We start from the raw sequence: 26,550 nt of genomic DNA, 5'->3' as shown, positions 1-26,550 counted from the left end.
TCCCCGAGTTACAACAGCAGAGATACAAGAGCTGTGCCAAGGTTTCTGAAGTGTGGGCAAGCGGATACAAAAAAGCCCGCACCCCTGACGGGCTGCGGGCTCTGTGCAATGCAGCGGGCTGATTGACAGCCTGAGGGATTTCGCAATCAACTCAAGATGTTACAACCTCACTCACTCCTTGTGCGGCGCTGGTTGTTGCTGGGTAAGGCAGTGAATATTGCCGCCCCCCAGTAACAGTTCGCGGCCAGGCACCATCACCACTTCATGCTGCGGGAACAGGTTCTGCAGGATTTCCTTGGCCGGGCCATCCTGCGGGTCGTCAAAGCTCGGCGCGATAATGCCGCCGTTGACGATCAGGAAGTTCACGTAGGAACCGGCCAGACGAACAGTCGGGTTACGTTCCTGGGTTCCATCGACCGGATCGACACCGGCACATTCTTCCTCGGTCGCAAACAGCGGACCCGGAATCGGCATCTTGTGCACCGTGAATGGGCGGCCCTTGGCGTCGGTGCTGCCTTGCAGCACTTTCATCGCCGCCTGGCAGCGCGGGTAGTTCGGGTCCTGTGGATCATCGGTCCAGGCCAGCAGCACTTCGCCCGGGCGCACATAGCAGCAGAAGTTATCCACATGGCCATCGGTTTCGTCGTTGAACAAGCCATCCGGCAGCCAGATGATTTTATCCACAGCCAGGTTCGCACTCAGGACCGCTTCGATTTCCGCGCGATTCATGTGCGGGTTGCGATTGCGGTTGAGCAGGCATTCTTCGGTGGTGATCAGCGTGCCTTCGCCGTCGACGTGAATCGAGCCACCCTCGAGCACGAAGCCTTCGGTGCGATAGCGCGGGCTGCGCTCGATCTCGAGGATCTTGCCGCCGACCTGCGAGTCACGGTTCCACGGCGAATACAGGCCGCCGTCAAAACCGCCCCAGGCATTGAAATCCCAGTTCACGCCACGGACTTCGCCACTGTTGTTGATGACGAAGGTCGGACCGGAGTCGCGAACCCAGGCGTCGTCGCTGGACATTTCCACTACGCGAATATTCGGCACGTCCAGACGGGCACGGGCGTTTTCGTACTGGCCGGCGGAAACCGCCACGGTCACCGGTTCGAATCGGGCGATGGCTTTGGCCACTGCCACGTGCGCGGCTTGCGCCGGTTTGCCACCCAGGCGCCAGTTGTCCGGGCGCTCGGGCCAGATCATCCAGGTCTGGGTTTGGGGTGCCCATTCGGCTGGCATATAGAAGCCGTCGGCGCGAGGGGTGCTGTTCAACGTGGTCATGGCTCAGGACTCCAGAGTGGCATTGATACCTGACAGAAATGGAAGCGTATGTGTAAACGCCGTGGGCTGTGGCGACTTTATATCCGATAAATATCGGCTTTTAAAGCACCGTCAATCCACAGCTACAAAAATTATCGATTAAAAGCCGATATCAATCGAATTAAAACCGCACCCCCTGTAGGAACGAGCTTGCTCGCGATGAGGCCATATCAGTCACCATTTTTTGACTGGAAGACCACTATCGCGAGCAAGCTCGCTCCTTGGGGTTGGGTTTACAAGCCTTCCGCCAGCACCTTCGACAGCATGTCCACGAAGAAATCCACGCTCTGGCGCGAAGTGACCATCGGCGGCTTGATCTTGAGGATGTTCAGGTAATCGCCGGTCGGCTGCATGAAGATCCCCAGTTCACGCAAGCGATCGCACAGTGCGGTGGTTTCTTCGGTGGCCGGCTCCAGGGTTTCGCGGTTGCGGATCAGTTCGACACCCAGGTAGAAACCGGAACCATGCACCGCGCCCACTAACGGATGAATATCGATCAACGCTTCGAGGCGCTTCTTGAAGTGCCCGCCAACGACCTGGGCGTTCTCCCAGAGTTTTTCCTCTTCCATCACATCCAGCACGGCCATGCCGACCTGGCAACTGACCGGGCTGCCACCGGCGGACGAAAAGAAGTAACCCTCGGCCTCCAGCGCCTCGGCGATTTCCCGGCGGGTGATGACCGCGCCCAGCGGCTGGCCGTTACCCATGCCCTTGGCCATGGTGATGATGTCCGGCACCACGCCCTGCTCTTCGAAGCCCCAGAAGAAATCGCCCATGCGCCCGTAGCCGACCTGCACTTCGTCGGCGATGCACACGCCGCCCTGGGCCCGAACCATTGCATAGACTTGCTGCAAATAGCCCGGTGGCAGCGAAATACCGCCGGCATTGCCGTACACCGGTTCGCAGATGAAACCGGCCAGTTGGCGTTTCTGCCCGGCGATTTTCGCCAGGTTGTGTTCGACGCTTCGCACATAATCCGGCGCGCTGTCCGGCCCGCGGAACTCACCGCGATAGGTATTGGGCGCGGTCACCGGATGCACCCAGTCCGGGCGGCTGCTCAAGGCCTTGGGGTTGTCGGCGATCGAGGTCGACACCGAGTCGGCCCCCACCGTCCAGCCGTGGTAGGCCTCCAGCACGCTGAGCATGTCACGGCCGCCGCTGTAGGCCCACGCCAGGCGAATCGCCAGGTCGTTGGCCTCGCTGCCGCTGTTGACCAGGAACACACGGTCCATGCCGTCAGGGGACAGTTTCAGCAATCGTTCGGAAAATTCGGCCACGGCCGCGTAGTTGAAACGCGAGTTGGTATTGAGCAACGACCACTGGCGACTGGCAACCGCCGCCATGCGCGGATGACCGTGGCCCAATACCGCAACGTTGTTGAGCATGTCGAGGTAGGAACGCCCCTGCATGTCGATCAAATGGTTGCGCCAGCCACGCTCGATGCGCGGTGGGTCGACGTAATAATGCTTTTGCGTACGGGCGAAACTGGCGTTGCGGCGTGCCAGCAAGGCCACTCCGTCGAGCTCTGCTTCAGCATCACAAGCCAGCCCTAGCAACGCGGCAGGTGATGGGCACAGCGCCTGCCAGGCGGCGGCGCGCGATGGCGTGCAGAACAACGGCGCATCGATCGACCCGCCACGGCACAACTGCACGATCAAGGGTCCGCTGACCGAACCCAGCACCTGGCCTTTGACCAGTGCAGCGCCGCTGTGCAGCGACGGCGTGACGCCCCAAAGCCGCAGACTCAAATGCGGGCCGTCCAGTTGCAGCACGCCGGCGGATGGCTGATGCACCACCCCGGCAAACGGCGCTTCGACCGCCGTGCCCCGAGGCACACGCAACTCGACGTGCAACGGGCAAGTATCAGGCTCAGTGGCGCTGTCCGGGCGGGTGCGGGACAAGCGGTATTGTCCGTAACGACTGGCCACCAGGCCATGTGCCGCGGCCGCTTCATCCAGCAGGCGCTGGTCGACGCCCTCCTGCTCCCAGTTCCCGGCCTCGAAATGCGGGCTGAGCACTCCCAGGTCGATCAAGGCGAACTCACGCCCCACCAGGCTCGGCAACAGCGGCGCAAAGCCTTCACTGCCGATGGCCGGAAGATTCTGGCCGACCGCCGTGAGGATCGCCGCCTCCATCAACGCCAACGGCACCGACGTGGCCACACGGAAGATTTCCCATTCATGCACCAGATTGTCGCGGCTGTAGGCATTGCCCGGGTCGATGCTGACCTGCTGTTCGCCACTGAGCACCAGCACCGCCGCGCGAGCAACGATCAACGGCCACAGCGCCAGCAGCTCTTCGTGCTGTAACGGATTGACCGCGTGATACGCCTGTACCGCTGGCAAGATGCAGAACGGATCGCCCTCGCCATGATGCAGAAGCGCGGCGCAGGTCACCGACAGATCGGTTATGCGCCAGGTGCGCACCAGGTCGCCGAAGTCGATCACGCCTTGCAGCTGCCAGTGGCGTTGCGCATCGCGCTGCCACACCACATTGTCGTCGGTGATGTCCATGTGAATGGCCTGCACCGGCAGTTTGTCTTCCAGTGGCTGCAAATGCCGCTCGGCTTGCCCGGACGCTTCGACGATCAGTTTGCGCTGGTCTTCATCCTTGATCACCGGCAGCAAGTGCGCGATCAGGGCGTGAGCATGGCGGGCGTCCCACTGCAGGGTTCGCACCAGACCCGGATGGTCGAAGTCCGCCAGGGCCAGGTCCATTTCACCGCACAGGCGACCGAAGCCGGACACCACCGTCGGGTTGAAATGGCTGAGGCTCGTCAGCGGCTGGCCTTCGATGTAATCGAGCAGGCGAACGTGCACTGCCTGGCCGCCAACGTCCAGAGACAGCAGGTCTGCGCCGTTTTTCGCCGCGATGACGCGCGGCACATGGACATCGGGATGCTCGCCCAAGTGCTTGAGCCCGGCATGCTGTGCCTGAAGCTCAAGTACCGAGTAATCGCCACGGCAGATTTTCAGGACGAAACGTCCCCGCTCGCTGTCGACGCGGTAGTTCAGGTCTTGCTGGCTGCCAAGGGCCTGCAACCTGCCGCTGAGCCCGTAGTGTTCTTCCAGCAGCTCTAGCGCTTGCTCCGCAGACACCTGCGGGCTGGGCAAACTGGCGCGATGAATCAACGTGGCGAGCGACATACAACGACCCCTGAAATTTTATTAGGCGCCTATATCGCCACTGCTCAGGGCGATACGCAACCCCCCGGGACCGGTACTCGTCGTTTACAAGGGCTGGAACAGGCCGGCAGATTTTTACTTGAGCACTCGCTCCCGTCGGCGCTTTGCGCAAGAATGGCGGCCATCAAACGCACACTGCCGGAGAACCACCATGAATGTAGTGACCACCGACCTGCCCGGTGTTCTGATCCTCGAACCCAAGGTCTTTGGTGACGAACGTGGTTTCTTCTACGAGAGTTTCAATGCCCGGGCTTTCAAAGAAGCCACCGGCCTTGACACCCAATTCGTTCAGGACAACCACTCCCGCTCTCAAAAAGGCGTACTTCGCGGCTTGCATTACCAACTGGAAAACACCCAGGGCAAACTGGTCCGGGTAACCGACGGTGAAGTACTCGATGTGACTGTGGACATTCGCCGCAGCTCGCCGAACTTCGGTAAATGGGTCGCCGTGCGCCTGTCTGCCGCCAACCATCGCCAACTCTGGGTACCGGAAGGCTTCGCCCACGGTTTCGTGGTGCTGAGCGACTACGCCGAGTTTCTTTATAAAACCACCGACTACTACACACCGTCTGCCGAGCGCAGCATTCGTTGGGACGATCCGGACCTGGCCATCGACTGGCAACTGGAGTCTGCGCCGTTGCTGTCCGCAAAGGACCAGGCCGCGCCACTGTTCAAGGATGCCGACGTTTTTCCCTGACTCAGCGTCCCGATCGCTGCATCACTTGCCGCGCAGACTGCGCGCGCAAGCCTAGGCATAATGCGCCTGTACCCTCAGGCGCATGCTGCTCATGAAACCGACTCTCCCCCCCAGACCCCGTTGGCGCAGCCTGGCTCTGCTGGCACTGTGCCTGGCGCCGTTGCTGTGGCCGCTGGAGCATCTCGCCGAGCGTTATTACCGCAGCGAGTTGGCCAGCCAGAATCGTCAGACCCTCGATCTCTACGTCGCCAACCTGCTGGGTACCCTGCACCGCTATGAAGTGTTGCCGCAGATCCTCGGCGACCTGCCGGCCCTGCGCGCCGCTCTCGGTGCGCCGGACGATGGCGTCACCCAAGGCAATGCCAACCGCCTGCTGAAAAACATTGCGACCCAGACCGGCGCCGAAGTCATGTACCTGATGGACGCCACCGGCAAGACCCTGGCCGCCTCCAACTGGGACAAGCACGACAGTTTCGTCGGGCGCAATTTTTCCTTCCGGCCGTATTTCAGCGAAGCCATGGCCGGGAAGCTCGGGCGCTTTTTCGGCCTGGGCACGACTTCCGCCAAGCGCGGTTACTTCTTCGCCGCCGGCGTGCGCGATGGCGAAAAAATCGTTGGCGTGCTGGTGGTCAAGGTCGACCTTGACCACACCGAAAGCCTCTGGGGCAAAACCCCGGAACAATTGCTGCTGACCGACCACAACGGCGTGGTCATTCTCACCTCGCGTCCGGAGTGGCGATTCCGCTCGACCCGCCCGTTGAACGAGGAAGAAAGCAAAGCCATCACTGCGATTCAACCCTATCCCACCCGCGAGCCCAAACCGCTGAAGCTCAACCCCGATGCCTGGCTGACCCAGACCCAGCAGATCGCCGAAACCGGCTGGAATGTCAGCATCCTCGCCCCACGTACCTTGATTGACCGCCCGGTGCGCACGGTGGTGGCCATCGGTGGTGCAACGCTGCTGGTATTGATGCTGTTGCTTGGCCTGATGATGCAGCGCCGTCGCCATTACCTCGAACGCATTGCTTTCGAAGCCAAGGCCCGTCGCGAACTCGAGGGTCGGGTCGCCGAGCGCACCAGCGATCTCGAAGGCCTGAACCGGCGCCTGAAACAGGAAGTGCTGGAGCGCGAACAGGCTCAGCAGGAGCTGGTACGCGCCCAGGATGACCTGGTGCAGGCTGGCAAATTGTCGGCACTGGGCACCATGTCGGCGAGCATCAGCCACGAACTCAACCAGCCGCTGGCAGCGATTCGCAGCTACGCGGAAAACGCCGAAGTACTGCTCGATCACCAGCGCACCGACGATGCCCGCGGCAACCTCAAGCTGATCAGTGAATTGACCGGTCGCATGGCCTCGATCATCGCCCACCTGCGCGCCTTCGCCCGGCGCGACCGCCATGCCCCGGAAAGCGTCGCCCTGCAACCGGCGCTGGATGATGCCCTGGCCTTGCTGGCCAAGCGCCGACGCAGCATGGATGTCGAACTGATCCGCGACTTGCCCGCCGCCACCCTGTGGGTCGAGGCCGGGGAAACCCGCCTGCGCCAGGTACTCGGCAATCTGCTGGCCAACGCCCTGGATGCCCTGACGGAAAAAGGCCCGCCACGTAAACTCTGGCTGAGTGCCCAATCCACGGCCGATGGCGTCAACCTGTACATTCGTGACAATGGCCCCGGCTTTTGCATGGAAGCCCTTGGGCGCGCCAGCGAGCCGTTCTACACCACCAAGACCCGCACCCAGGGCCTGGGTCTGGGGCTGGCGATTTGCGAAACCCTGATGCGCGCCTTCGGCGGTGAACTGTCGTTCGCCAATCACAAGGAGGGCGGCGCCCTGATTACCCTGAAACTGCGCGCAGGCGCACCGGGCGTGAGCCTGCAACCGTCCGAGGACCGAAGTGCATGACCATCGACAACCGCATTCAGGTCGTGTTGATCGACGACGATCCCCACTTGCGCCAGGCCTTGAGCCAAACGCTGGATCTGGCCGGCCTGAAAATCCTGCCGCTGGCCGAAGCCAAGGGCCTGGCCGCGCAACTGGAGCGCGACTGGCCGGGGGTAGTGGTCAGTGACATCCGCATGCCCGGCATGGACGGCCTGGAGCTGCTGACCGAACTGCACGCCCAGGACCCTGAGCTGCCGGTGCTGTTGATCACCGGCCACGGCGATGTGCCGCTAGCCGTACAGGCCATGCGCGCCGGGGCCTATGACTTTCTGGAAAAACCGTTTGCCAGCGACGCCCTGCTTGACAGCGTGCGCCGCGCGTTGGCCCTGCGCCGGCTGGTGCTGGACAACCGCAGCCTGCGGTTGGCCCTGAGCGACCGCAATGAGCTAAGCGCCCGTCTGGTTGGCCACTCACCTTCGATGCTGCGCCTGCGCGAGCAGATTGGCGCCCTGGCCGCGACCAAGGCCGATGTGCTGATCCTCGGCGAAACCGGCGCTGGCAAAGAAGTCGTGGCCCGGGCGCTGCACGATTTATCGAACCGTCGCAACGGACCGTTCGTGGCGATCAACGCCGGTGCCCTGGCCGAATCAGTGGTCGAAAGCGAGCTGTTCGGCCACGAGCCCGGCGCCTTCACCGGGGCGCAGAAACGCCGCATCGGCAAGTTCGAATTCGCCAATGGCGGCACCTTGTTCCTCGATGAAATCGAAAGCATGAGCCTGGATGTGCAGGTCAAATTGCTGCGCTTGTTGCAAGAACGGGTGGTCGAACGCCTGGGCGGCAATCAACTGATCCCGCTGGACATCCGCATCATCGCCGCCACCAAGGAAGACCTGCGCCAGGCAGCGGATCAAGGGCGTTTCCGTGCCGACTTGTATTACCGCCTGAACGTCGCGCCATTGCGGATTCCACCGCTGCGCGAACGGGGCGAAGACGCCCTGATGCTGTTCCAGCATTTTGCCGATGAAGCCAGTGCCCGCCACGGCTTGCCGCCCCATGAACTGCAACCGGGACATCGAGCCTTGCTGCTGCGCCATACCTGGCCCGGCAACGTGCGCGAGCTGCAAAATGCGGCCGAGCGTTTTGCCCTCGGGCTGGAACTGGCCCTCGACAACAGCACGCCGGATGGCAGCGCCGGCAACAGGGTCGAAGTCGTCAGCGGCGGTTTGAGCGAGCAGGTGGAGAACTTCGAAAAAACCCTCATTGCCGCCGAACTGGCACGCCCGCACAGCTCCGTGCGCAGTGTTGCCGAAGCCCTCGGCGTACCACGCAAGACCCTGCACGATAAACTGCGCAAACACGGTTTGAGCTTCTCGGACAGTGGTGCCTCGGCGCACCCTGACGACCTCGACTGAGCTACCGTCCAATCATCCACTTCAAGCAAGAGGCCTCTGAATGAGCCGCGACAGTCGACAACTGGAATCAGTCCTCCATCACGACATTCCCCTCACCCGGGACATGGGCCTCAAGGTGCTCGACTGGCATGACCAGCAACTGCGCCTGCACTTGCCGCTGGAAGCCAACGTCAATCACAAGAGCACCATGTTCGGCGGCAGCCTGTATTGCGGCGCGGTACTGGCCGGTTGGGGCTGGTTGCATTTGCGCCTTAAAGAAGAAGGCATTACAGACGGGCATATCGTGATTCAGGAAGGGCAGATCAGTTACCCGCTGCCGGTGACGGGCGATGCCAACGCCATTTGCCGGGCGCCGGATCCGGTGATCTGGAAGAAATTCCTGAGCACGTTCCAGCGATATAGCCGAGCGCGGTTGACGCTGCATACGCGGGTCGTCAATGAAGGCCGTGATGAGGATGCGGTGAGGTTTGTCGGGCAGTATGTACTGCACCGTTAGGCGCCACTACCTCTGTAGGAGCGAGCACGCTCGCGAGGGAAGACCAGGCACCGCGGAGTGCCAGGTTGCCAGCGTTATCGTTGACGACCATCGCGAGCGTGCTCGCTCCTACAGGGTAGCGAGCGCCAGCAGTTTATCCCGCCACGCAGCCTTGGCTGGCAACGCCAGAAAGAATGGGTTCAACAACGATTCCCGCGCCGGATAGCTGAACGGCTCACCGTTCAACTCCAGCACCTCGCCGCCAGCGCCTTCCAGCACGCCTTGCGCTGCCGCCGTATCCCACTGCGAAGTCGGTGCCAGGCGCGGATAACAATCCGCCGCCCCTTCGGCCAGCAGGCAAAACTTCAGCGAACTGCCGATATTGGTCAGTTGCAGCTCGCCAAGGCTGGCGCTCAGCCCGGCCAGCAAACGCTCCTGTTCCGGGCTTGAATGGCGACGGCTGGCCACCACGGTGAACGACTCGCCTGGCGCTAAGGCGTCACGCACCTGAATCGCCACAGGCGTGCCACCATTATCGCCGCGCCAGGCACCGAGGCCGGCGCCGCCGACATAGAAACGGCCATTGGTCGGCATCGACACCACACCGAACACCACTCGACCGTTTTCGATCAGGGCGATGTTGACGGTGAACTCTTCGCTGCCGCTGATGAATTCCTTCGTGCCATCCAGCGGATCGACCAGCCACCAACGCTGCCAGCCGGCACGAACGCCCTGGGGAATATTGGCGTCCTCTTCGGAGAGCACCGGGATGGTCGGATCGAGCGCCGTCAGCCCGGCCAGAATCAGATGGTGCGCGGCCAGGTCAGCAGCGGTCACCGGCGACTCATCAGCCTTCGCCGTAACGGCCGTGCCTGTGCGCCAGAACGGCAGGATCGCCTCACCAGCCTGCAAGGCCAGCTCGATGACCGGCGCCATCAGCGGATGCGGAAAATTCATGGCTGGAACGCTCCACGCTGAGTCAACAGGTCTCGGGCCAGGTACAGCGCCGCCAAGGCACGGCCTTCGGTAAATTGCGGGTTTTGCGCCAGCGCCGAGAGTTCACGCAGATTGACCTTGTCCACCCGCATCGGCTCGGGTTCGTCGCCTTCCAGGCGCTCTTCGTAGAGGTCGGTAGCCAGCACCACCTGAATCTTCTGGCTCATGTAACCGGGGGACAACGACAACTCGGTCAGGTGCTCCAGTTGCCGTGCGCCGAACCCGGCCTCTTCCTTGAGCTCACGCTCGGCTGCTGCCAACACGTCTTCACCCGGCTCGATCAAACCCTTGGGCAATGACATTTCATATTCATCCGTGCCGCCGCAATACTCCTCGACCAGCACTGCATGCTCGGCATCGAGCATCGCCACGATCATTACCGCGCCGTACCCTGCCCCTTTGCCGACCAGGCGCTCATACGTGCGCTCCACGCCATTGGCAAAGCGCAACTTCAGCTCCTCCACGCAGAACAATCGACTGGTGGCGACAATTTCGCGGGCGAGTATGGTGGGTTTCTGGCGCATGCAAAGCTCCTTGGCGTGAACGCGCTACTATAACGCGGCTTTCCCGATTGTTTACGCCAGAAATCTTTCTACTGCCCGAGACGTTGCCATGCCTTCATTACCCTGGTCCGACATCGATACCGTTCTGCTGGACATGGACGGCACGCTGCTGGATCTGCATTTCGACAATCATTTCTGGATGGAGCACCTGCCCCAGCGTTACGCCGAACTGCACGGGGTCAGCCGGGCCATGGCCGAGATGGAATTACAGCCGTTGTTCGAGCGCAATGCCGGCCAGTTGCAGTGGTACTGCCTGGACTTCTGGAGCGCCGAACTGAAGCTGTCGGTACGCAACCTGAAGCTGGAAACCGCACACCTGATCGCCCTGCGCCCGGACGCCGACACCTTTCTGGCGGCGATCAAACAGGCCGGCAAGCGCGTGGTGCTGATCACCAATGCCCATCGGGATGCATTGTCGTTGAAGCTGGAAAAAGTCGAACTGGCGCCCTACTTCGAACGCTTGATCAGTTCCCATGACTACGGCTTCCCCAAGGAAAACCCACAGTTCTGGGATGCGCTGCAAGCCGACATCAGTTTCGATCCGGCGCGCAGCCTGTTCATCGACGACACCTTGCCGATCCTGCGCAGCGCACGGGACTTTGGCGTGGCGCATCTGCTGGCCGTGCGCGAACCAGACAGCCGCAAAGGGCCGAAGGATACGGCGGAGTTTGCAGCGGTTGGGGACTATCGGGACTTGATTGCAGGTCTTTAGACCGAGTTGCCCGCGAAGGCCATCACTTGCGAATCCAACCCGACCAATGACCCCGCTTGCGATAGAATCGGCCCCTTCCCGCGCCCAGGAGCGAAGATGGACATCAAGCAGCTGAAATTCCTCATCGCGCTCGACGAAACCCGCCATTTCGGCCAGGCCGCCGCACGCTGCCACATCACCCAGCCGACCCTGTCCATGCGCCTGCGCAGCCTCGAAGAAGAACTCGATCTGCCGCTGGTCAATCGCGGCCAGCGCTTCGAAGGCTTCACCGCGCCGGGCGAGCGGGTACTGGCCTGGGCGCGCACGGTACTGGCAGCCTATGACGGTTTGTACGCCGAAGCGGCCGCCTGTCGTGGCAACCTGATCGGCACCTTGCGCCTGGGCATGGTGCCGCTGTCGAGCTTCGATCCGCTGCCGCTGCTGCAACGCCTGCACGGGGAGCATCCGAACCTGCGTTTCGAACTCTCGGCCCTGAGTTCCGAGCAGATCCTCGAACAACTGGCGAACAATCGCCTTGACCTCGGTGTTTCCTATCTGGAACGCCTCGACGCCGAACATTTCGACTCCCTGGCCTTCAGCGAAACCCGCATGGGGCTGCTCTACGACCAACGCTTCTTCACCTTTGGCGAGGCGCCACTGAGCTGGGAATCATTGATCGAACTGCCACTGGGCATGCTCACCAGCGGCATGCACTTTCGCCAATCCATCGATCATAACTTCCACAGCCGCGGCCTCACCCCGCAACCGTTGCTACAGACCGACGCTGTTCATCAACTGCTGCAAGCTGTGCACGGCGGCCTGTGTTGTGCCGTGATGCCATTGGACGGTGGCCTCGAAGGGCTGACCGAACACCTGCGCCTGCAACCGATCGAGAACGCCCAGACCCTTGGTCGCCTGGGGCTGATCATGCGTCGAAGCGCGCCACGCTCGGCCCTGGCGGAGGCCTGTTTCGCGATCTATCGGCAATCGCAGACGAACTCATGATCGACGGTATCTATCGGCAGATCAGTAATAGCGATTAGACGCGACAAGTTGCCGCGCCTAGTCTTAAAGCTGATCAATCCATCGGTGATGCCATGAACGCCAAGCGCCCAGCCTGCGCGGCGCCTGCCCTCGAAACGCCCGCGCCCGCCGCAAGCCAGACGTACAGCTACAGCAACCTTGAATACTCGGAATCGGACAGCGCCGCGCTGGCCGAGGAAGTCGCGTTGGCGATTGCCTACAACGGCATCAGCCAGGCAGTCATGCTGGTGACGCCAACGGACCTCGAAGACTTCATCGTCGGTTTCAGCCTGGGCAGCGGCATCATCATCGACGCCACTGATATTTATGACCTGCAACTCAGCGGCTCAGGGTCAGCGCAATACGCGCAAGTGACCATCGCCAACCGCGCCTTCTGGAACCTCAAGCAACAGCGTCGGCAACTGGCCGGCACCAGTGGTTGCGGGCTATGCGGCGTGGAAGCGGTCGAGCAGGCATTGCCAGACCTACAGGTATTGCCCGGCGCCCCGCTGCCGCCGGCCGAATGGCTCGATGGCCTGCGCCAGCGCATCGGCGCCTTCCAGCCCTTGGGCCAGCATTGCGGTGCGGTGCACGCGGCTGTGTTCATGAACGGTCAAGGCGAGTTGCTGCTGGGGCGCGAAGACATCGGCCGGCACAACGCCCTCGACAAACTGATCGGCGGGCTGATCCGGCAAAAAATCCCGACCGCTGGCGGGCTGGTGATTGTCACCAGTCGATGCAGCCTCGAATTGATCCAGAAGGTCTTGCGTGCCGGCATCCAGACCCTGGTCAGCCTGTCGTCGCCCACCGGCCTTGCCGTGCAATGGGCCCGCCGCCACAACCTCAACCTCATCCATTTGCCACAGAAGAATGCACCGCGGGTGTACAGCCCAACGTCGGAGAATCAAGCGTGAGTCAACACCGTCAAGCCGACCAGACACCTGTCCCTCGCTACAAACCCTACAAAGGCCCGGCCGGTGGCTGGGGCGCACTGATCAGCGTCGCCCAGGCCTGGTTGACTAGTGACAACGCGCTGAAAAACCTCCGCATAATGCTCAAGACCAACCAGAACGGTGGCTTCGACTGTCCGGGTTGCGCCTGGGGCGATTCTCCGGAAAAGGGCATGGTGATGTTCTGCGAGAACGGCGCCAAGGCGGTGAACTGGGAAGCGACCAAGCGCCGGGTTGACGCCAGATTCTTCGCCAGACACAGCGTCACTTCGCTGCTGGAGCAAAGCGACTACTGGCTCGAATATCAGGGCCGCCTGACCGAGCCGATGAGCTACGACGCCGAGACCGACCGCTACAAGCCGATCAGTTGGGACGACGCCTTCGCGCTGATCGCCAAACACCTGAACGGTTTATCCAGCCCGGATCAGGCCGAGTTCTACACCTCAGGCCGCGCCAGCAACGAAGCAGCCTATCTCTATCAACTGTTCGTGCGCGCCTATGGCACCAACAACTTCCCTGACTGCTCGAACATGTGTCACGAGGCCAGCGGTGTCGCGTTGTCGCAAAGCGTCGGAGTCGGCAAAGGCACCGTGACCTTCGACGACTTCGAGCACGCCGATGCGATTTTCGTCTGGGGCCAGAACCCCGGCACCAACCACCCGCGGATGCTCGAACCACTGCGCGAAGCGGTGAAGCGCGGTGCTCAGGTGGTGTGCATCAACCCGCTCAAGGAACGTGGCCTGGAACGTTTCCAGCACCCGCAGCACGCGATCGAAATGCTCACCAACGGCGACAAGCCAACCAACACCGCGTTCTTCCGTCCGGCCTTGGGCGGCGACATGGCGATCATGCGCGGCATGGCGAAATTCCTCCTGCTGTGGGAGCGCGATGCACAGCGCAGCGGCGCCCCGGCGGTGTTCGACCACGACTTCCTCAATGAACACAGCACCAATGTGCTGGAGTACCTGACGACCATCGACGAAACACCGTGGGAGCAGATCGTCGAGCAGTCGGGCCTGACGCTAGTAGAGATCGAACAAGCGGCGCGCATGTATGCCAAGGGCAAGAACGTCATCATGTGCTGGGCCATGGGCATCACCCAGCATCGCCATTCGGTGGCGACCATCCAGGAAATCGCCAACCTGATGATGCTGCGCGGCAACATTGGCCGGCCGGGAGCCGGTCTGTGTCCGGTACGCGGCCACAGCAACGTGCAGGGCGACCGGACCATGGGCATCAACGAACGGCCGCCGGTGGCGTTCCTCGATGCCCTGGAGCGTCGCTTTCAGTTCAAGGTGCCACGTCACAACGGCCACAACGTGGTCGAGGCGATTCATGCGATGGCTGAAGGCCGGGCGAGAGTTTTCATCGGTCTGGGCGGCAATTTCGCCCAGGCAACACCGGACAGCTCGCGCACGTTCCAGGCCCTGCAAAACTGCGACCTGACCGTGCAGATCAGCACCAAGCTCAATCGCAGCCATCTGACCCATGGCAAGGACGCGCTGATCCTGCCGTGCCTGGGCCGCACCGACATCGATATCCAGACCGAAGGCCCGCAAGCGGTGACCGTCGAAGATTCATTCAGCATGGTCCATGCCTCCAATGGTCAGTTGCAGCCACTGTCGAACCAGATGCGCTCGGAACCGGCGATCCTGGCCGGCATCGCTGCCGCGACCCTGGGCAACCACCCGGTGGACTGGAACTGGCTGGTGGCAGACTACAGCCGTATCCGCGACCTGATCGCCGAGACCATTCCAGGCTTCAAGGACTTCAATGAGAAGGTCAGGAATCCAGGCGGCTTCTACCTGGGCAACAGCGCTGGTGCACGCAAGTGGAACACCGCCTCGGGCCGGGCCAATTTCCGTCCGAACGTGCTGCCCAAAGATCTGGTGCACGAACGCACCCGCGCCACCGGTGTGCTGCCGGATCTGATCATGCAATCGATGCGCTCCCACGATCAGTACAACACCACCATCTATGGTCTCAACGATCGTTATCGTGGGGTCAAAGGTCAGCGCGATGTGCTCTTCGTCAACGAAGCCGACATCATCCGCCTGGGCTTCAAGCCGGGGCAGAAGGCAGACATCGTCTCGCTCTGGGACGATGGCGTTGAACGTCGGGTAAAAGGCTTCACGCTGCTGGCGTTTGATATCCCGGCCGGGCAAGCGGCGGCCTACTATCCGGAAGTGAACCCGTTGGTGCCGCTGGAAAGCACCGGCGATGGCAGCCATACGCCAACATCGAAGTTCGTGGCGATCCGGCTGGAAGCGGCGAGCGAGACCGGATTGATCATGGCCAGGTCCGCGTAAACGCTCAGCGTCTGGACTGGCCTCATCGTCGGAACGCCGCCCGGAGCAAGCTCGCGATGGTGCCAGACCAATCACCGAAAACTCCAGACCCTGCACTTTCCTTTCACCCACAAAAAAGGCCGTTTCCTCATGAAAACGGCCTTTGCGAAGTAGTAAAAGACCCGCAAAAAAACGTTAAGTTCCGCCCAAAAAACAGTAACTTGCAATATTGTATACCGGTCGTGTTATTCGTCGGATTTCGATTGTCACGCCCATTCCAGAGCCTCAGGATCGCGCCGTCATCCCCTAGAGGTTCCTCCATGAAGTTCTCCTCGATTCTCTTGTTGTCCCTTGGCCTGGTCAGCGGTATCGCGTCTGCTGGCGGCACCACCGAAGCCGGTGTAGGCGGCGCATTGGGCGGGGTTCTAGGCTCGGTCGTCGGCCAGTCGTTGGGCGGCAGTACAGGTTCCACCATCGGCGCGGCCCTGGGTGGCGCGGGTGGTAGCGCCGTCGGCGCAAACAAACACAGCCGTGGCGAAGCAGCCATTGGCGGTGCGTTGGGTGCTGCAGGCGGTAACGTGGTCGGCCGCAGCATGGGCGGCACCACCGGCAGCCTGATCGGCGCAGCAGCAGGCGGCGGCGTCGGTGGCGCACTGGGTAACCACATGGGCAAAGAGTACGATGATGAAAGCGGCCATCGTCGTTACTATCGCGACGACGACGATGATGATCGTCGTTACTGGCGTGGCCATCCGGGCCGCGGCCATGCCTATGGCCATCGCAAGCACCACCACAGGTATTACCGCGATTAAGGCCTCGAGCGCCTCGCCGGTGAGTACATCAAAATTCGCAGCCCAATGGCTGCGATTTTTTTGCCTTACTGAACCACCAGACGCTCCAGCGCCCCACGCAATCCTGAAGGAATCGCTACGGGTTGATTCGACGCACGATCGACAAACACATGCACGAAGCGTCCCGCCGCACAGGCGTCATCTTCCCCTTGCTTGAACACCGCCAGTTCGTATTGCACCGAACTGTTACCCAACTTGCCCACCCGCAGACCGATCTCGATACGGTCCGGGAAGGCAATGGAAGCAAAGTAATCACAGGCCGAGCTCACCACGAACCCCACCACCTCGCCGCCATGGATGTTCAGGCCACCGACTTCGATCAGGTAAGTGTTCACCGCCGTATCGAAGAAGCTGTAGTAGGTGACGTTGTTGACGTGACCGTAGGCGTCATTGTCGTGCCAGCGGGTGGTGATGGACTGGAAGTGCGGGTAGTCGGTGCGTTGGGGCATTAGCGTTGATTCCTGATTGGGTTCGCCAGTCTAAGGGGTAAACCGCGTTGTATTCATCGCGAGCAGGCTCGCTCCCACACTGGATCTCAATCGGACACACAGACTGTCTTCACCGCATATCGTCTGTGGGAGCGAGCCTGCTCGCGAAAGCGCCCTCACAGGCGCCACTTCAATCACTTGTCAGCGAAGCCCTTGCCGGCCGCCGCCAACACCCCGATCAACCGCGCCGGTTGCCAGTGATCGCCCTGAAGCGTCTCAAGGTCCATCAAGCGCCGATGAATATCCGCCAACCCTTGCTGGTCGGCCCAGGCCATCGGGCCACCCTTGTCCGCCGGGAAACCGTAACCATTGAGGTAAACCAGATCAATGTCATGGGCTGACCCGGCAATGCCCTCCTGCAGGATCTTCGCGCCTTCATTGACCAGTGCCAGCAAGCAGCGCTCGAGAATTTCCTCCGGGCCGATCACGCGACGGTGGAACCCCAACCTTTCGCTGACTTCCAGCACCAGAGCATCCACTTGTGGATCATGTTCGGCCTGGCGACTGCCCGGCTCATAGTGGTAATAGCCATTACCACTCTTCTGACCAAAGTGCCCCATCTCACACAGTCGGTTATCCACCTGAACCTCTGGTGCGTCCTGCCCGACACCGGATAGTTGCCGGGCGCGCCACTGCAGGTCGACGCCGACCACGTCGAACATGCGGAACGGCCCCATGGCAAAACCGAACCCTTGCAGCGCTGCATCCACCTGATAGGGATAAGCGCCCTCCAGCAGCATTTTGCGCGCTTCGAGCACATAGGTATTGAGCATGCGGTTGCCGATGAAACCGTCGCAATTGCCCGCTACCACACTGACCTTGCCCATGCGCTGGCCGAGCGTCAGTGCCGCGTCGAGCACTGCTGGCGCCGTCCGTGCGCCGCGGACGATTTCCAGCAGCTTCATGATGTGCGCCGGGCTGAAGAAATGCAGGCCCAGCACTTGCTGCGGCCGGCGTGTCGCCGCCGCGATAGCGTCGATGTCCAACGCCGAAGTATTGCTCGCCAGGATCGCTTCAGGTTTGAGCAGGCCATCGAGCTCGCGGAAAATTTTCCGCTTGAGCTCAAGGTTTTCGTACACCGCTTCAATGACCAGGTCGACATCGCGGATGGCCACATAATCATCTGCCGCCGTAATGCGCGCGATACGGGCATCGGCTTCGCCCTGATCAATCCGACCCTGGCGCACGTTGTGGGCATAGGTGTCCGCCACGGTGGCCAGCGCTTGCTCCAGCATTTGCGGGTTGTTGTCGACCCACTGCACAGCCACTCCAGCGTTGGCCAGGCACATGACAATGCCACGACCCATGGTGCCCGCGCCGATGACGGCGGCGCGCTGAATATTCGACGGTGTCTGGCTCATGTTTTGTTCTCTTGTTGGCGATCCGAAGACAGCCATCACCATAGTCAGCCACCGGGCTTTTTTGAAATTTATTCCTGTGATGAGCAACATTCAGCGGATGGATGTGCCCCATTGAGTACACCGCAAAACCCTGTGGGAGCACAGTTCAGCCTGCCAGATGTAGCTCAACCCACTCCCGCACCTCGGCATACGGGTAATCCTCCAGCGCCGCAAACCCGGCAATCGCCCGCGCCTTGAGCCTGGTGAACAGCGGCACGCTGATCCCGCACAGAAACCGTGTCACGCGTTCAGCCGAGGGCGGGTTGCCCGTGTGCTGCTCGTGCCTGTGGATAAAACCGCCGCACAGCGCCTCGAAATTTTTATCCACAAGCGCCGGCAACGCCGGTGGTGCCGGTAGCCGCGCCACCTGCCCATGACACACCGAACAATGCCCGCATTGCGGCGGGGCATTGTGATCACCGAAATACTCGGCAAGGCGATAGCCCAGGCAACGGTCGGTGGCGAACAGATCCAGCATCGCGTGAATCCGCGCGATCTCGGTGTGCTCATGCCGAGTGAAACAGACGTGCAGTTCCTCGCTCAACGCGACGCTGTCGAACCCGCTTTGCAGCACGCTATAGACCTCGGTCATCTGCTTGCTTTCGAGCTCCACCCAGCCCTTCTCCTGGAAGTAATCCAGCGCCTTGACCACCCGGCTGCGCTCGGCCTGATGCTGCTCGTACAAGACCTCGAAATTCACCGTTGCCCAGGTCCGGGCACGGCTGGAGGTCTGGATGATCGCAGCGACAAAATCCCTGCGCTCGCCTTCGAAACGCGCCAATAGCGCCTCGGGCTCCTGCACATACTTGAAACGGTACTCGGCGTAGTACGCGTAGCGCGGGGCGATCAACCCGCGCAGCTCGAGTTGCACCAGCAAGGTCTTGAGCGGCAATTGGCGAATATTGCTCTGATCCACCAACGGCCCCAGCAGAAACTCCCACTGCCCTTCGGGGGCTGCGGCATGCACCTCGTCAAGCACACAACGGATACCATCCAGCTCGGGGGTGTCGCCGTAGACGAAGTTCTCCAGCACGTTGAGGCTGTCGCGGTTGGCCAACACCAGGCAGTCCGACGGCCGCCCGTCACGCCCGGCGCGGCCGATTTCCTGGCTGTAGTTTTCGATGGACTTGGGCAGGTCGAAATGCACCACATTGCGGATATCGCTTTTGTCGATGCCCATGCCGAAAGCGATGGTAGCGACGATGCAATTGGACTGCCCGCCCATGAAGCGACGCTGGATCACATCTCGTTGCTCATGGGGCAACCCGGCGTGATAGGCCTCGGCCTGAACGCCATTGCGGTTCAGGTGTTCGGCGATGTGCTCGGCGGTTTTCTGCAGGGTGACGTAGACGATGCTCGGCTGATCCGGACGCTGGCTCATCCACTCGACGAGGCGTCTGCGTTTGTCCGCTCCGCGAACCGGTTCCACCAGCAAATTCAGGTTCGGGCGATAGAAACCGGTGGTCACTACATCCTCGGCGGCGATGGCGAATTTCGCCTGCATGTCGGCGATGACCTTGGGCGTCGCCGTTGCGGTCAGCAGCAGCACCTGAGGGATATTGAACTGGCGTTGATAGTCGGGAAGCTTGAGGTAGTCCGGGCGAAAGTTATGCCCCCATTCGGAGATGCAGTGCGCCTCGTCCACCACCAGCAGCGAGATCGGTACTTGCTGCAGGAAATGGCGAAAACGCTCGTTCTTCAAGCGCTCCACCGAGATCATCAGAATCTTCAACTCGCCGGACCTGGCACGGGCCATGACATCGCTGGCGTCATCGCGGCTCTGGGCCGAATCGATACTGCCCGCCGAGATGCCGTGGCGTTGCAGGAACGCCAGTTGATCCTGCATCAACGCCAGCAACGGTGAGACCACCAGCGTCAGGTGCGGCAGCAACAGCGCCGGCAATTGGTAGCAAAGGGATTTGCCGGAGCCGGTGGGGAAAATCGCCGCCGCCGAACGCCCGGCCAGCACGGCACTGACCGCCGCCTCCTGACCGGGTCGAAACTGTGGATAACCGAAAACCTGTTCCAGGGTGTTGTGCATAAGCTGTCACTCCGTTGACCGCCGCAGTGCTAAAAGCCTGGTCGGCGATTGCAGCGAGTCAAGAAAAGGTCGGGGACAAAAACGATACGGGATGATACAGCCTCAACGCGCCCTGCGACGCCACAGGTTGAAACACACAGAGCACTTTGCCACCTGACGCCCCGCCTCCCCCCGCAGGTATGGTTTCCCCCCGCACCTGCGGTCGATTGAATCCAGCCCACCAAGCACCCTACATATTTTTCTGCACAGCTTTGTAGGAATCATTTCCAGTAGAAGCATTCTTCGATAAAACCAGGGGGGCGTGTAGGAGCATTCCCCCCAAGGCAGTAAACGCCCTACAAAACCTGTCCATTGCGACTGTATTGCTCTGCTTCGCCACACTCATCATAGTTTTGGCGCGGCTGAAAATACTGTGGCGGCCTGCCGGAGTGACCTCCGATCTCTTACAGGACTGAGACATCAATGCCCTCGCTAAAGACATCTACCGAACGCTATCAGCCGCTTAAATCCAGCTACAGCGAAACCCCAGTGCTGGTCATCGATACCGAGGCCGACCCCTTCGAGATCCTCGACGCCGCCGGACAACGCATCCGCGCCGCCAGCGACCTGCTCGAAACCCTTTATTGCACATGTTTCAACCAAGCCGGAGCGAGCGACATCCCCAAGATCGTCAGCGCCCTGTACCTGCTGACCCAGGACGGCAACGACCTGCTCGACATCGCCCGGCAGCGCTTGCCAAACCTCACCGGCGGAAAAACACCACAATCCCTTGCGGGAGCGAGCCTGCTGGCGAAGAACGATAACGCGGTGCGGTGTGGATAAGTCCATCAGCAACAACCTGTCAAAGCTTCGGCAAGGTCCTGCAAAACAAGACACCTTGTCGGTTATCGATGAACCGTCCCCCAGCCCTATAGTCCGGACTGTCGCTGCCAAATCAGCGACTCGGGCCTGGTCACCCGAATTAGATCCAGGTACGCACCCGTTGTATGCTGCCGACGCTTTTTTGTGTCTGCACGCTATATGGCGTGCTGTGTTTGGGATGCCTTCGGGCATGCCGGTTCTGTGCGCGTAGATCTCACCGGTGACCAACCCGAACACAGTCGCCTCCCATCGATTGGTCACGATGATGGCGGTCCTTTCTCGCACATCCTAGATTACGTCCGACCCTACACAGAAAAGGCAAGGTCCCAGGGACGCGGGAAATCGTTGCAACCGCTAACTACGTCATGATCTATCTGATCGCACGGGAGGCGGTTGAAATGATGGGAGTGATTCATGCCAGACAGAGATGGCCATGACACTGATTTGGCAATCCCCATGAGCGAATCAACCTTATTCAGGACGAGACAACGCGCACAAAAAAGCCGCCCCGAGGGGCGGCTTTTTCGTTAGCTCAATCCAGCACTTACAACTTTGGACCGGCTGCCTTGATCGCGTCGCTCACTTCGAACTTCTTGAAGTTCTCGATGAACAGTCCGGCCAGTGCTTTGGCGGCTTCGTCGTAGGCGGCTTTGTCGGCCCAGGTGTTGCGAGGGTTCAGCAGGCCAGTCTCAACGCCCGGTACGGCCACTGGCACGTCGAGGTTGATGGTGTCCAGGTGCTCGGTCTCGGCACCGATCAGCGCGCCGCTCTGGATCGCTGCGATCACTGCACGGGTGGTCGGGATATTGAAGCGTTTGCCGACGCCGTAGCCACCGCCGGTCCAGCCGGTGTTGACCAGGTAGACCTTGGAACCGAAGCCGCGGATGCGCTTGATCAGCAGCTCGGCGTATTCACCGGCCGGACGCGGGAAGAACGGTGCACCGAAGCAGGTGGAGAAGGTCGACTTGATGCCGCTGCCCGAACCCATTTCGGTCGAACCGACCAGAGCGGTGTAACCGGACAGGAAGTGGTAGGCCGCTTGTTCTTCGTTGAGGATCGACACTGGCGGCAGAACGCCGGTCAGGTCGCAGGTCAGGAAGATCACGGCGTTCGGCTCGCCACCGAGGTTCTTCCCGGAACGCTTGGCAACGTGCTCCAGCGGGTACGCGGCGCGGCTGTTCTGGGTCAGGCTGACATCGGCGTAGTCGGCGTGCTTGGCGTCGTCGATAACGACGTTTTCCAGGACCGCGCCGTGCTTGATGGCTTTCCAGATAACCGGCTCGTTCTTCTCGGACAGGTCGATGCACTTGGCATAGCAACCGCCTTCGATGTTGAACACCACGCCCTCGCCCCAGCCGTGTTCGTCGTCACCGATCAGGTAACGGCTTTCGTCGGCGGACAGAGTGGTCTTGCCAGTACCGGACAGACCGAAGAACAGGGTCACGTCGCCTTCTTCGCCGATGTTGGCGGCGCAGTGCATTGGCAGCACGTCAGCGGCCGGCAGCAGGAAGTTCTGCACCGAGAACATGGCTTTCTTCATTTCACCGGCGTAACGCATGCCGGCGATCAGCACTTTCTTCTGTGCGAAGTTGATGATCACGCAACCGTCGGAGTTGGTGCCGTCACGCTCTGGCACGCACTCGAAGTTGGCAACGTTCAGGACTTGCCACTCTTCACGACCCGCCGGGTTGTACTGAGCCGGGTTGATGAACAGGCAACGGCCAAACAAGTTCTGCCAGGCGGTCTGGGTGGTCATCTTCACGGCCAGGTAGTGGTCGGAAGCCGCACCTACATGCACGTGGGAAACGAAATGCTCTTGCGCGTTGTTGAATGCCTCAACGCGAGCCCACAGGGCGTCGAACTTGTCGGCCGGGAACTTGCGGTTGATAGGGCCCCAAGCGATTGCGGCCTGGGTGCTTGGCTCTTCAACGATGAAACGATCGACTGGCGAACGGCCGGTACGGTGACCGGTACGAACAACCAGTGCGCCGGTATCGGCAAGCTCGCCTTCACCGCGGTTGAGGGCTTCTTTAACCAGATCATCAACACTCAGATCGGTGTACACGGCGTTATTGGCTTGCGTCATGAGGTTCCCCGTCGGCCAGTGGCCGAGTGCTCCAAACGTTTTTGTAGTAGAAAGTCGTGCACTACTACCGCGAAAAAAGTGGCCCGGATTATGCCAGAAAAGCCCAAAAAGAGTAGGCCCCTCCTGTCGAAACGGCGTTAATCCGGCGCCAGCCAGTGAATTTACCTGCGCTGAACCGTTTTAGTGACGGGTATCTGACGGCGTATTGACACCCGCGCCGGCGAACAATTGGGTGACGTCGGCCGCATCGAACAGGTAGCGCTGGTTACAGAACTGGCAGTCGATCTCGATGTTGCCACCGTGCTCCACGACCAGTTGCTGCGCGTCTTCCTTACCCAGACTGACCAGTGCATTGGCCGAACGTTCGCGCGAGCAACTGCAGCGGAAACGCAGTTTTTGCACGTCGAACAAGCGCACCTGCTCTTCATGATAGAGACGATGGAGCACGGTTTCGTTGTCCAGGCCCAACAGCTCATCAGCGGTCAAGGTAGTGGCCAGGGCGGTGAGGTGCTGCCAGCTGGCGGCACGTTCTTCTTCATCTTTCAAGCGGTCGGCGGGCAGCTGCTGCAGCAACATGCCACGGGCGCGACGGCCATCGGCGCAAAGCTTGATGCGCGTACCGATCTGCTGCGACATGACGAAATAGTTGGTGAAACAGTCGGACAACGTTTCACCGTCAAGATCGACCACGCCCTGGTAACGCTGGCCCTGTCTCGGGTCGATGGTCAGTGTCAATGAGCCATCCGGCATCAAATCGGCCAGGGTTGCATCGGGAGCGATACGCTCCGCTTCGTAACGGGCCAGGCCACGGATGTCGCGCTCGCTGGAGCACTCGATCATCAGCAGCGGGATCGGGCCTTCGGAGCGGGCCTGCAGAATCAGCAAGCCATCGAACTTCAACGTGCCGACCAGCAACGACGCGGCCGCCATCAGCTCGCCGAGCAGTTGCGCGACCGGCTGCGGGTAGGCGTGTTTGGCCAGGACTTCGGCGTAGCTGAGCTCCAACGAGACCAGTTCGCCACGGGTGTCGCTGTCATCGAAGATGAAGCGTTGGGTGAAGTCGTTATCCGGTAAGTCGGTCATAAGTCTGGTATCTGAAGTGGTGACAATAATGGTTACAGAATTCGACGCTACGCCTTGGCTATAGCGTATTGCTGCCTGGTTATGGCTTACGGGCCGATGGCTGTGTGCGCTTTACGACGAATGGCACATGCACGATAGGCCAATTACCTCATATGGCTACGCGCAGGTGCAATTACAAGTCTTGTGCTGATTGATGTGATCGGCGGCCCCACCAATCATTCGTTGCTGTCACCACGAAACTTGAACAGATCCCGCCGCTGTTTCTTGCTTGGTTTACCGTCGGTGCTCACGCCCAGGGCGCCCGCCTTTCTTTGCGCCGCGGCCTCTTCGCGCTTGGTGATGCTGGCCTGCGTCTCGGCATACAAGGTCTGCGCCTCCGGTGCGCCACGGCGAACGATCGACAACGCCTGGACCACCACCGTGCGCTCATCGAAACCGGTGCGAATGACAAACTCATCGCCGATCCGTGGCTCTTTGCCCGGTTTGCAGCGTTCGCCCCGGCAATGCACCTTGCCACTTTCAATCGCCGCCTTGGCCAAGGCGCGGGTTTTGTAAAAGCGTGCAGCCCACAACCATTTATCGAGTCGGACTTTGTCGTCCTCTTCGTTTTTTTGTGCCATGGGATTTCCTCGTTCTGAAATATTGGTGAACTGTACTACCGTTCTGTCGTACCAAGAATTACGTCGTCCCGGATTACAATACTGACATTCCATAACCTCATTGCGAGACTGGAAATCCGGGCCGTAGATATCTGTCGCCTTTTAACCATTATTCTGCGTGAATACCGCGAATCCGGCCGTATGCGGCCCGAGCGGTTTCTACCGGTTGAACACTATTGAAGACATTTGACCATTTGACCGTTGTCGGTCTGCGCGAGTGGGTAGCGCTCCCGGATTTGGGAGTCGCAGGCCTTCGGGCAAAAATCGACACCGGTGCCAGCACCTCAAGCCTCCACGCCACCGAAATCGAGCCATTCGAGCGCGATGGTGAGCAGTGGGTGCGATTTACCGCCCACCTGGGTTCCGTCGTACAACTGCGCCACCGTCGTTGCGAAGCACCGTTGGTGACGATGAAAACCATTAAAAGCTCGAACGGTCACGCGCAGGTGCGATACGTGATCAGCACCACCCTGGCCCTTGGTGATCGGGTCTGGCGGGTCGAGTTCACGCTCGCCTGCCGCAAGTCCATGCGTTATCGCCTGCTGCTCGGCTCCAAAGCCCTGATCCATGGCCAGTTGGTGGTCAATCCGGGCATCAAGTATGTACAAGACAAGCCGGTGTTCCCGGTATCTACCTCCTCCACAGGTGTTGCATGAAGATCGCTGTGCTGTCGCGGAACCCGCGTCTGTATTCCACCCGCCGCCTGGTTGAAGCCGGTACCGAACGCGGCCATGAAATGGTGGTGGTCGATACCCTGCGTGCCTACATGAACATCGCCAGCCACAAGCCGCAGATTCATTACCGCGGCAAGCCGCTGGAGGGTTTCGATGCGGTGATTCCACGGATCGGTGCATCCGTGACCTTTTACGGCTGCGCAGTGCTGCGCCAGTTCGAGATGATGGGGGTATTTCCGCTCAACGAATCGGTGGCCATTGCCCGTTCACGGGACAAGCTGCGTTCGCTGCAATTGCTGTCCCGTCGCGGGATCGGTTTGCCGGTGACCGGGTTTGCCCACTCCCCCGATGACATTCCCGACCTGATCGAAATGGTCAACGGCGCGCCGTTGGTGATCAAGGTGCTGGAAGGCACCCAAGGCATCGGCGTGGTGCTGTGCGAAACCGCCACGGCCGCAGAATCGGTGATCGAGGCGTTCATGGGCCTCAAGCAGAACATCATGGTTCAGGAGTACATCAAGGAAGCCGGTGGTGCGGACATTCGCTGCTTCGTCGTCGGTGACAAGGTGATTGCAGCGATGAAGCGCCAGGCCAAGCCCGGCGAATTTCGTTCCAACCTGCATCGCGGTGGCAGCGCGAGCCTGATCAAGATCACACCCGAAGAGCGCATGACAGCATTGCGTGCGGCAAAGGTCATGGGGTTGGCGGTGGCCGGGGTGGATATCCTGCGCTCCAATCACGGGCCACTGGTGATGGAAGTGAACTCTTCGCCCGGGCTTGAAGGGATTGAGACCACCACCGGGAAGAATGTCGCGGGGATCATCATTGAGCATCTGGAAAAGAATGGTGGGCCGAACATGACCCGGACCAAAGGCAAAGGTTAACCCGAATGATTGCAGCGGCAGGGATGCCGCCTTCGCGAGCAGGCTCG

General features: G+C 60.8%; 22 protein-coding genes. 12 read left to right on the top strand and 10 right to left on the bottom strand.

Annotation, left to right across the window (positions count from 1 at the left end; translation table 11 throughout):
• Positions 1–171: 171 nt before the first annotated feature.
• Together aguA and CAF65_RS20090 are read right to left on the bottom strand one after the other, a co-directional pair.
• On the bottom strand, positions 172–1,278 hold the full coding sequence (gene aguA, locus CAF65_RS20095; protein WP_085717851.1) for an agmatine deiminase: 1,107 nt from the start codon (positions 1,276–1,278) through the stop codon (positions 172–174).
• 272 nt (positions 1,279–1,550) lie between these two features.
• Positions 1,551–4,463: an aminotransferase gene (locus tag CAF65_RS20090; RefSeq protein WP_085717850.1), complete on the bottom strand. Its 2,913-nt coding sequence runs from the start codon at positions 4,461–4,463 to the stop codon at positions 1,551–1,553.
• A gap of 190 nt (positions 4,464–4,653) precedes the next feature.
• Here CAF65_RS20090 and rfbC point away from each other — a divergent pair, with 190 nt between their 5' ends.
• The 4 genes from rfbC to CAF65_RS20070 all read left to right on the top strand — a co-directional run bounded on the left by rfbC (position 4,654) and on the right by CAF65_RS20070 (position 8,986).
• A complete protein-coding gene (rfbC, locus tag CAF65_RS20085) occupies positions 4,654–5,199 on the top strand; it encodes a dTDP-4-dehydrorhamnose 3,5-epimerase (RefSeq protein WP_085717849.1) in 546 nt (181 codons plus the stop codon).
• A gap of 91 nt (positions 5,200–5,290) precedes the next feature.
• On the top strand, positions 5,291–7,099 hold the full coding sequence (locus tag CAF65_RS20080; protein WP_085717915.1) for an ATP-binding protein: 1,809 nt from the start codon (positions 5,291–5,293) through the stop codon (positions 7,097–7,099).
• Positions 7,096–8,490, top strand: coding sequence for a sigma-54 dependent transcriptional regulator (locus CAF65_RS20075; protein WP_085717848.1), 1,395 nt, complete (start codon positions 7,096–7,098; stop codon positions 8,488–8,490). The genes CAF65_RS20080 and CAF65_RS20075 overlap by 4 nt, the downstream gene beginning before the upstream one ends.
• A 40-nt stretch (positions 8,491–8,530) precedes the next feature.
• Positions 8,531–8,986, top strand: coding sequence for a thioesterase domain-containing protein (locus CAF65_RS20070; protein WP_085717847.1), 456 nt, complete (start codon positions 8,531–8,533; stop codon positions 8,984–8,986).
• Between the two features lie 108 nt (positions 8,987–9,094).
• Here the strand turns inward: CAF65_RS20070 and cysQ are convergent, their stop codons facing one another.
• Both cysQ and nudE read right to left on the bottom strand, forming a co-directional pair.
• Positions 9,095–9,922 (bottom strand): 3'(2'),5'-bisphosphate nucleotidase CysQ, encoded by an 828-nt coding sequence (gene cysQ, locus CAF65_RS20065; protein WP_085717846.1) that lies wholly within the window; start codon positions 9,920–9,922, stop codon positions 9,095–9,097.
• On the bottom strand, positions 9,919–10,485 hold the full coding sequence (gene nudE, locus CAF65_RS20060; RefSeq protein ID WP_008019034.1) for an ADP compounds hydrolase NudE: 567 nt from the start codon (positions 10,483–10,485) through the stop codon (positions 9,919–9,921). Before nudE ends, cysQ begins: the two co-directional genes overlap by 4 nt.
• An 88-nt stretch (positions 10,486–10,573) precedes the next feature.
• Between nudE and yrfG the strand changes: the two genes are divergently transcribed.
• The 5 genes from yrfG to CAF65_RS20035 all read left to right on the top strand — a co-directional run bounded on the left by yrfG (position 10,574) and on the right by CAF65_RS20035 (position 16,288).
• Positions 10,574–11,236 carry a GMP/IMP nucleotidase gene (gene yrfG, locus CAF65_RS20055; RefSeq protein ID WP_085717845.1) on the top strand — a complete coding sequence of 221 codons (663 nt, stop codon included), beginning with the start codon at positions 10,574–10,576 and terminating at the stop codon, positions 11,234–11,236.
• Positions 11,237–11,332: 96 nt separating this feature from the next.
• A complete protein-coding gene (locus tag CAF65_RS20050) occupies positions 11,333–12,220 on the top strand; it encodes a LysR family transcriptional regulator (RefSeq protein WP_085717844.1) in 888 nt (295 codons plus the stop codon).
• A 92-nt stretch (positions 12,221–12,312) separates the two neighbouring features.
• On the top strand, positions 12,313–13,152 hold the full coding sequence (fdhD, locus tag CAF65_RS20045; protein ID WP_085717843.1) for a formate dehydrogenase accessory sulfurtransferase FdhD: 840 nt from the start codon (positions 12,313–12,315) through the stop codon (positions 13,150–13,152).
• On the top strand, positions 13,149–15,497 hold the full coding sequence (locus tag CAF65_RS20040; RefSeq protein ID WP_085717842.1) for an FdhF/YdeP family oxidoreductase: 2,349 nt from the start codon (positions 13,149–13,151) through the stop codon (positions 15,495–15,497). Before fdhD ends, CAF65_RS20040 begins: the two co-directional genes overlap by 4 nt.
• 299 nt (positions 15,498–15,796) lie before the next feature.
• Entirely contained in the window at positions 15,797–16,288 is a 492-nt protein-coding gene (locus CAF65_RS20035; RefSeq protein ID WP_085717841.1) for a glycine zipper domain-containing protein, read from the top strand.
• A 65-nt stretch (positions 16,289–16,353) separates the two neighbouring features.
• On the opposite strand, the gene CAF65_RS20030 is transcribed toward CAF65_RS20035, so the two are convergent.
• From CAF65_RS20030 to CAF65_RS20020, 3 genes are all read right to left on the bottom strand, one after another.
• Positions 16,354–16,776 (bottom strand): thioesterase family protein, encoded by a 423-nt coding sequence (locus CAF65_RS20030; protein ID WP_085717840.1) that lies wholly within the window; start codon positions 16,774–16,776, stop codon positions 16,354–16,356.
• Between the two features lie 173 nt (positions 16,777–16,949).
• Positions 16,950–18,176, bottom strand: a complete 1,227-nt coding sequence (locus CAF65_RS20025) for a 3-hydroxyacyl-CoA dehydrogenase (RefSeq protein ID WP_085717839.1) — start codon at positions 18,174–18,176, stop codon at positions 16,950–16,952.
• A 145-nt stretch (positions 18,177–18,321) separates the two neighbouring features.
• Positions 18,322–20,256 carry an ATP-dependent DNA helicase RecQ gene (locus CAF65_RS20020; RefSeq protein ID WP_085717838.1) on the bottom strand — a complete coding sequence of 645 codons (1,935 nt, stop codon included), beginning with the start codon at positions 20,254–20,256 and terminating at the stop codon, positions 18,322–18,324.
• A gap of 462 nt (positions 20,257–20,718) precedes the next feature.
• On the opposite strand from CAF65_RS20020, the gene CAF65_RS20010 reads away from it, so the two are divergent.
• Entirely contained in the window at positions 20,719–21,078 is a 360-nt protein-coding gene (locus tag CAF65_RS20010) for a hypothetical protein (protein WP_085717836.1), read from the top strand.
• 583 nt (positions 21,079–21,661) lie between these two features.
• Here the strand turns inward: CAF65_RS20010 and CAF65_RS20000 are convergent.
• From CAF65_RS20000 to CAF65_RS19990, 3 genes are all read right to left on the bottom strand, one after another.
• A complete protein-coding gene (locus CAF65_RS20000) occupies positions 21,662–23,203 on the bottom strand; it encodes a phosphoenolpyruvate carboxykinase (protein ID WP_085717835.1) in 1,542 nt (513 codons plus the stop codon).
• 180 nt (positions 23,204–23,383) lie between these two features.
• Complete coding sequence (gene hslO / locus CAF65_RS19995) at positions 23,384–24,286, bottom strand: Hsp33 family molecular chaperone HslO (protein ID WP_085717834.1); 903 nt, start codon at positions 24,284–24,286, stop codon at positions 23,384–23,386.
• A gap of 215 nt (positions 24,287–24,501) precedes the next feature.
• Positions 24,502–24,906 carry an RNA-binding S4 domain-containing protein gene (locus tag CAF65_RS19990; RefSeq protein WP_085717833.1) on the bottom strand — a complete coding sequence of 135 codons (405 nt, stop codon included), beginning with the start codon at positions 24,904–24,906 and terminating at the stop codon, positions 24,502–24,504.
• A 233-nt stretch (positions 24,907–25,139) separates the two neighbouring features.
• On the opposite strand from CAF65_RS19990, the gene CAF65_RS19985 reads away from it, so the two are divergent.
• Positions 25,140–25,601: an ATP-dependent zinc protease gene (locus CAF65_RS19985; RefSeq protein WP_080925313.1), complete on the top strand. Its 462-nt coding sequence runs from the start codon at positions 25,140–25,142 to the stop codon at positions 25,599–25,601.
• On the top strand, positions 25,598–26,503 hold the full coding sequence (rimK, locus tag CAF65_RS19980; RefSeq protein WP_007972871.1) for a 30S ribosomal protein S6--L-glutamate ligase: 906 nt from the start codon (positions 25,598–25,600) through the stop codon (positions 26,501–26,503). Before CAF65_RS19985 ends, rimK begins: the two co-directional genes overlap by 4 nt.
• Positions 26,504–26,550 lie beyond the last annotated feature (47 nt).

This window comes from Pseudomonas sp. B28(2017) (genome assembly GCF_002113025.1).
GTDB lineage: Bacteria > Pseudomonadota > Gammaproteobacteria > Pseudomonadales > Pseudomonadaceae > Aquipseudomonas.
The sequence above is the reverse complement of the archived record's forward strand: the minus strand, read 5'-3'. Positions and strand labels throughout refer to the sequence as shown.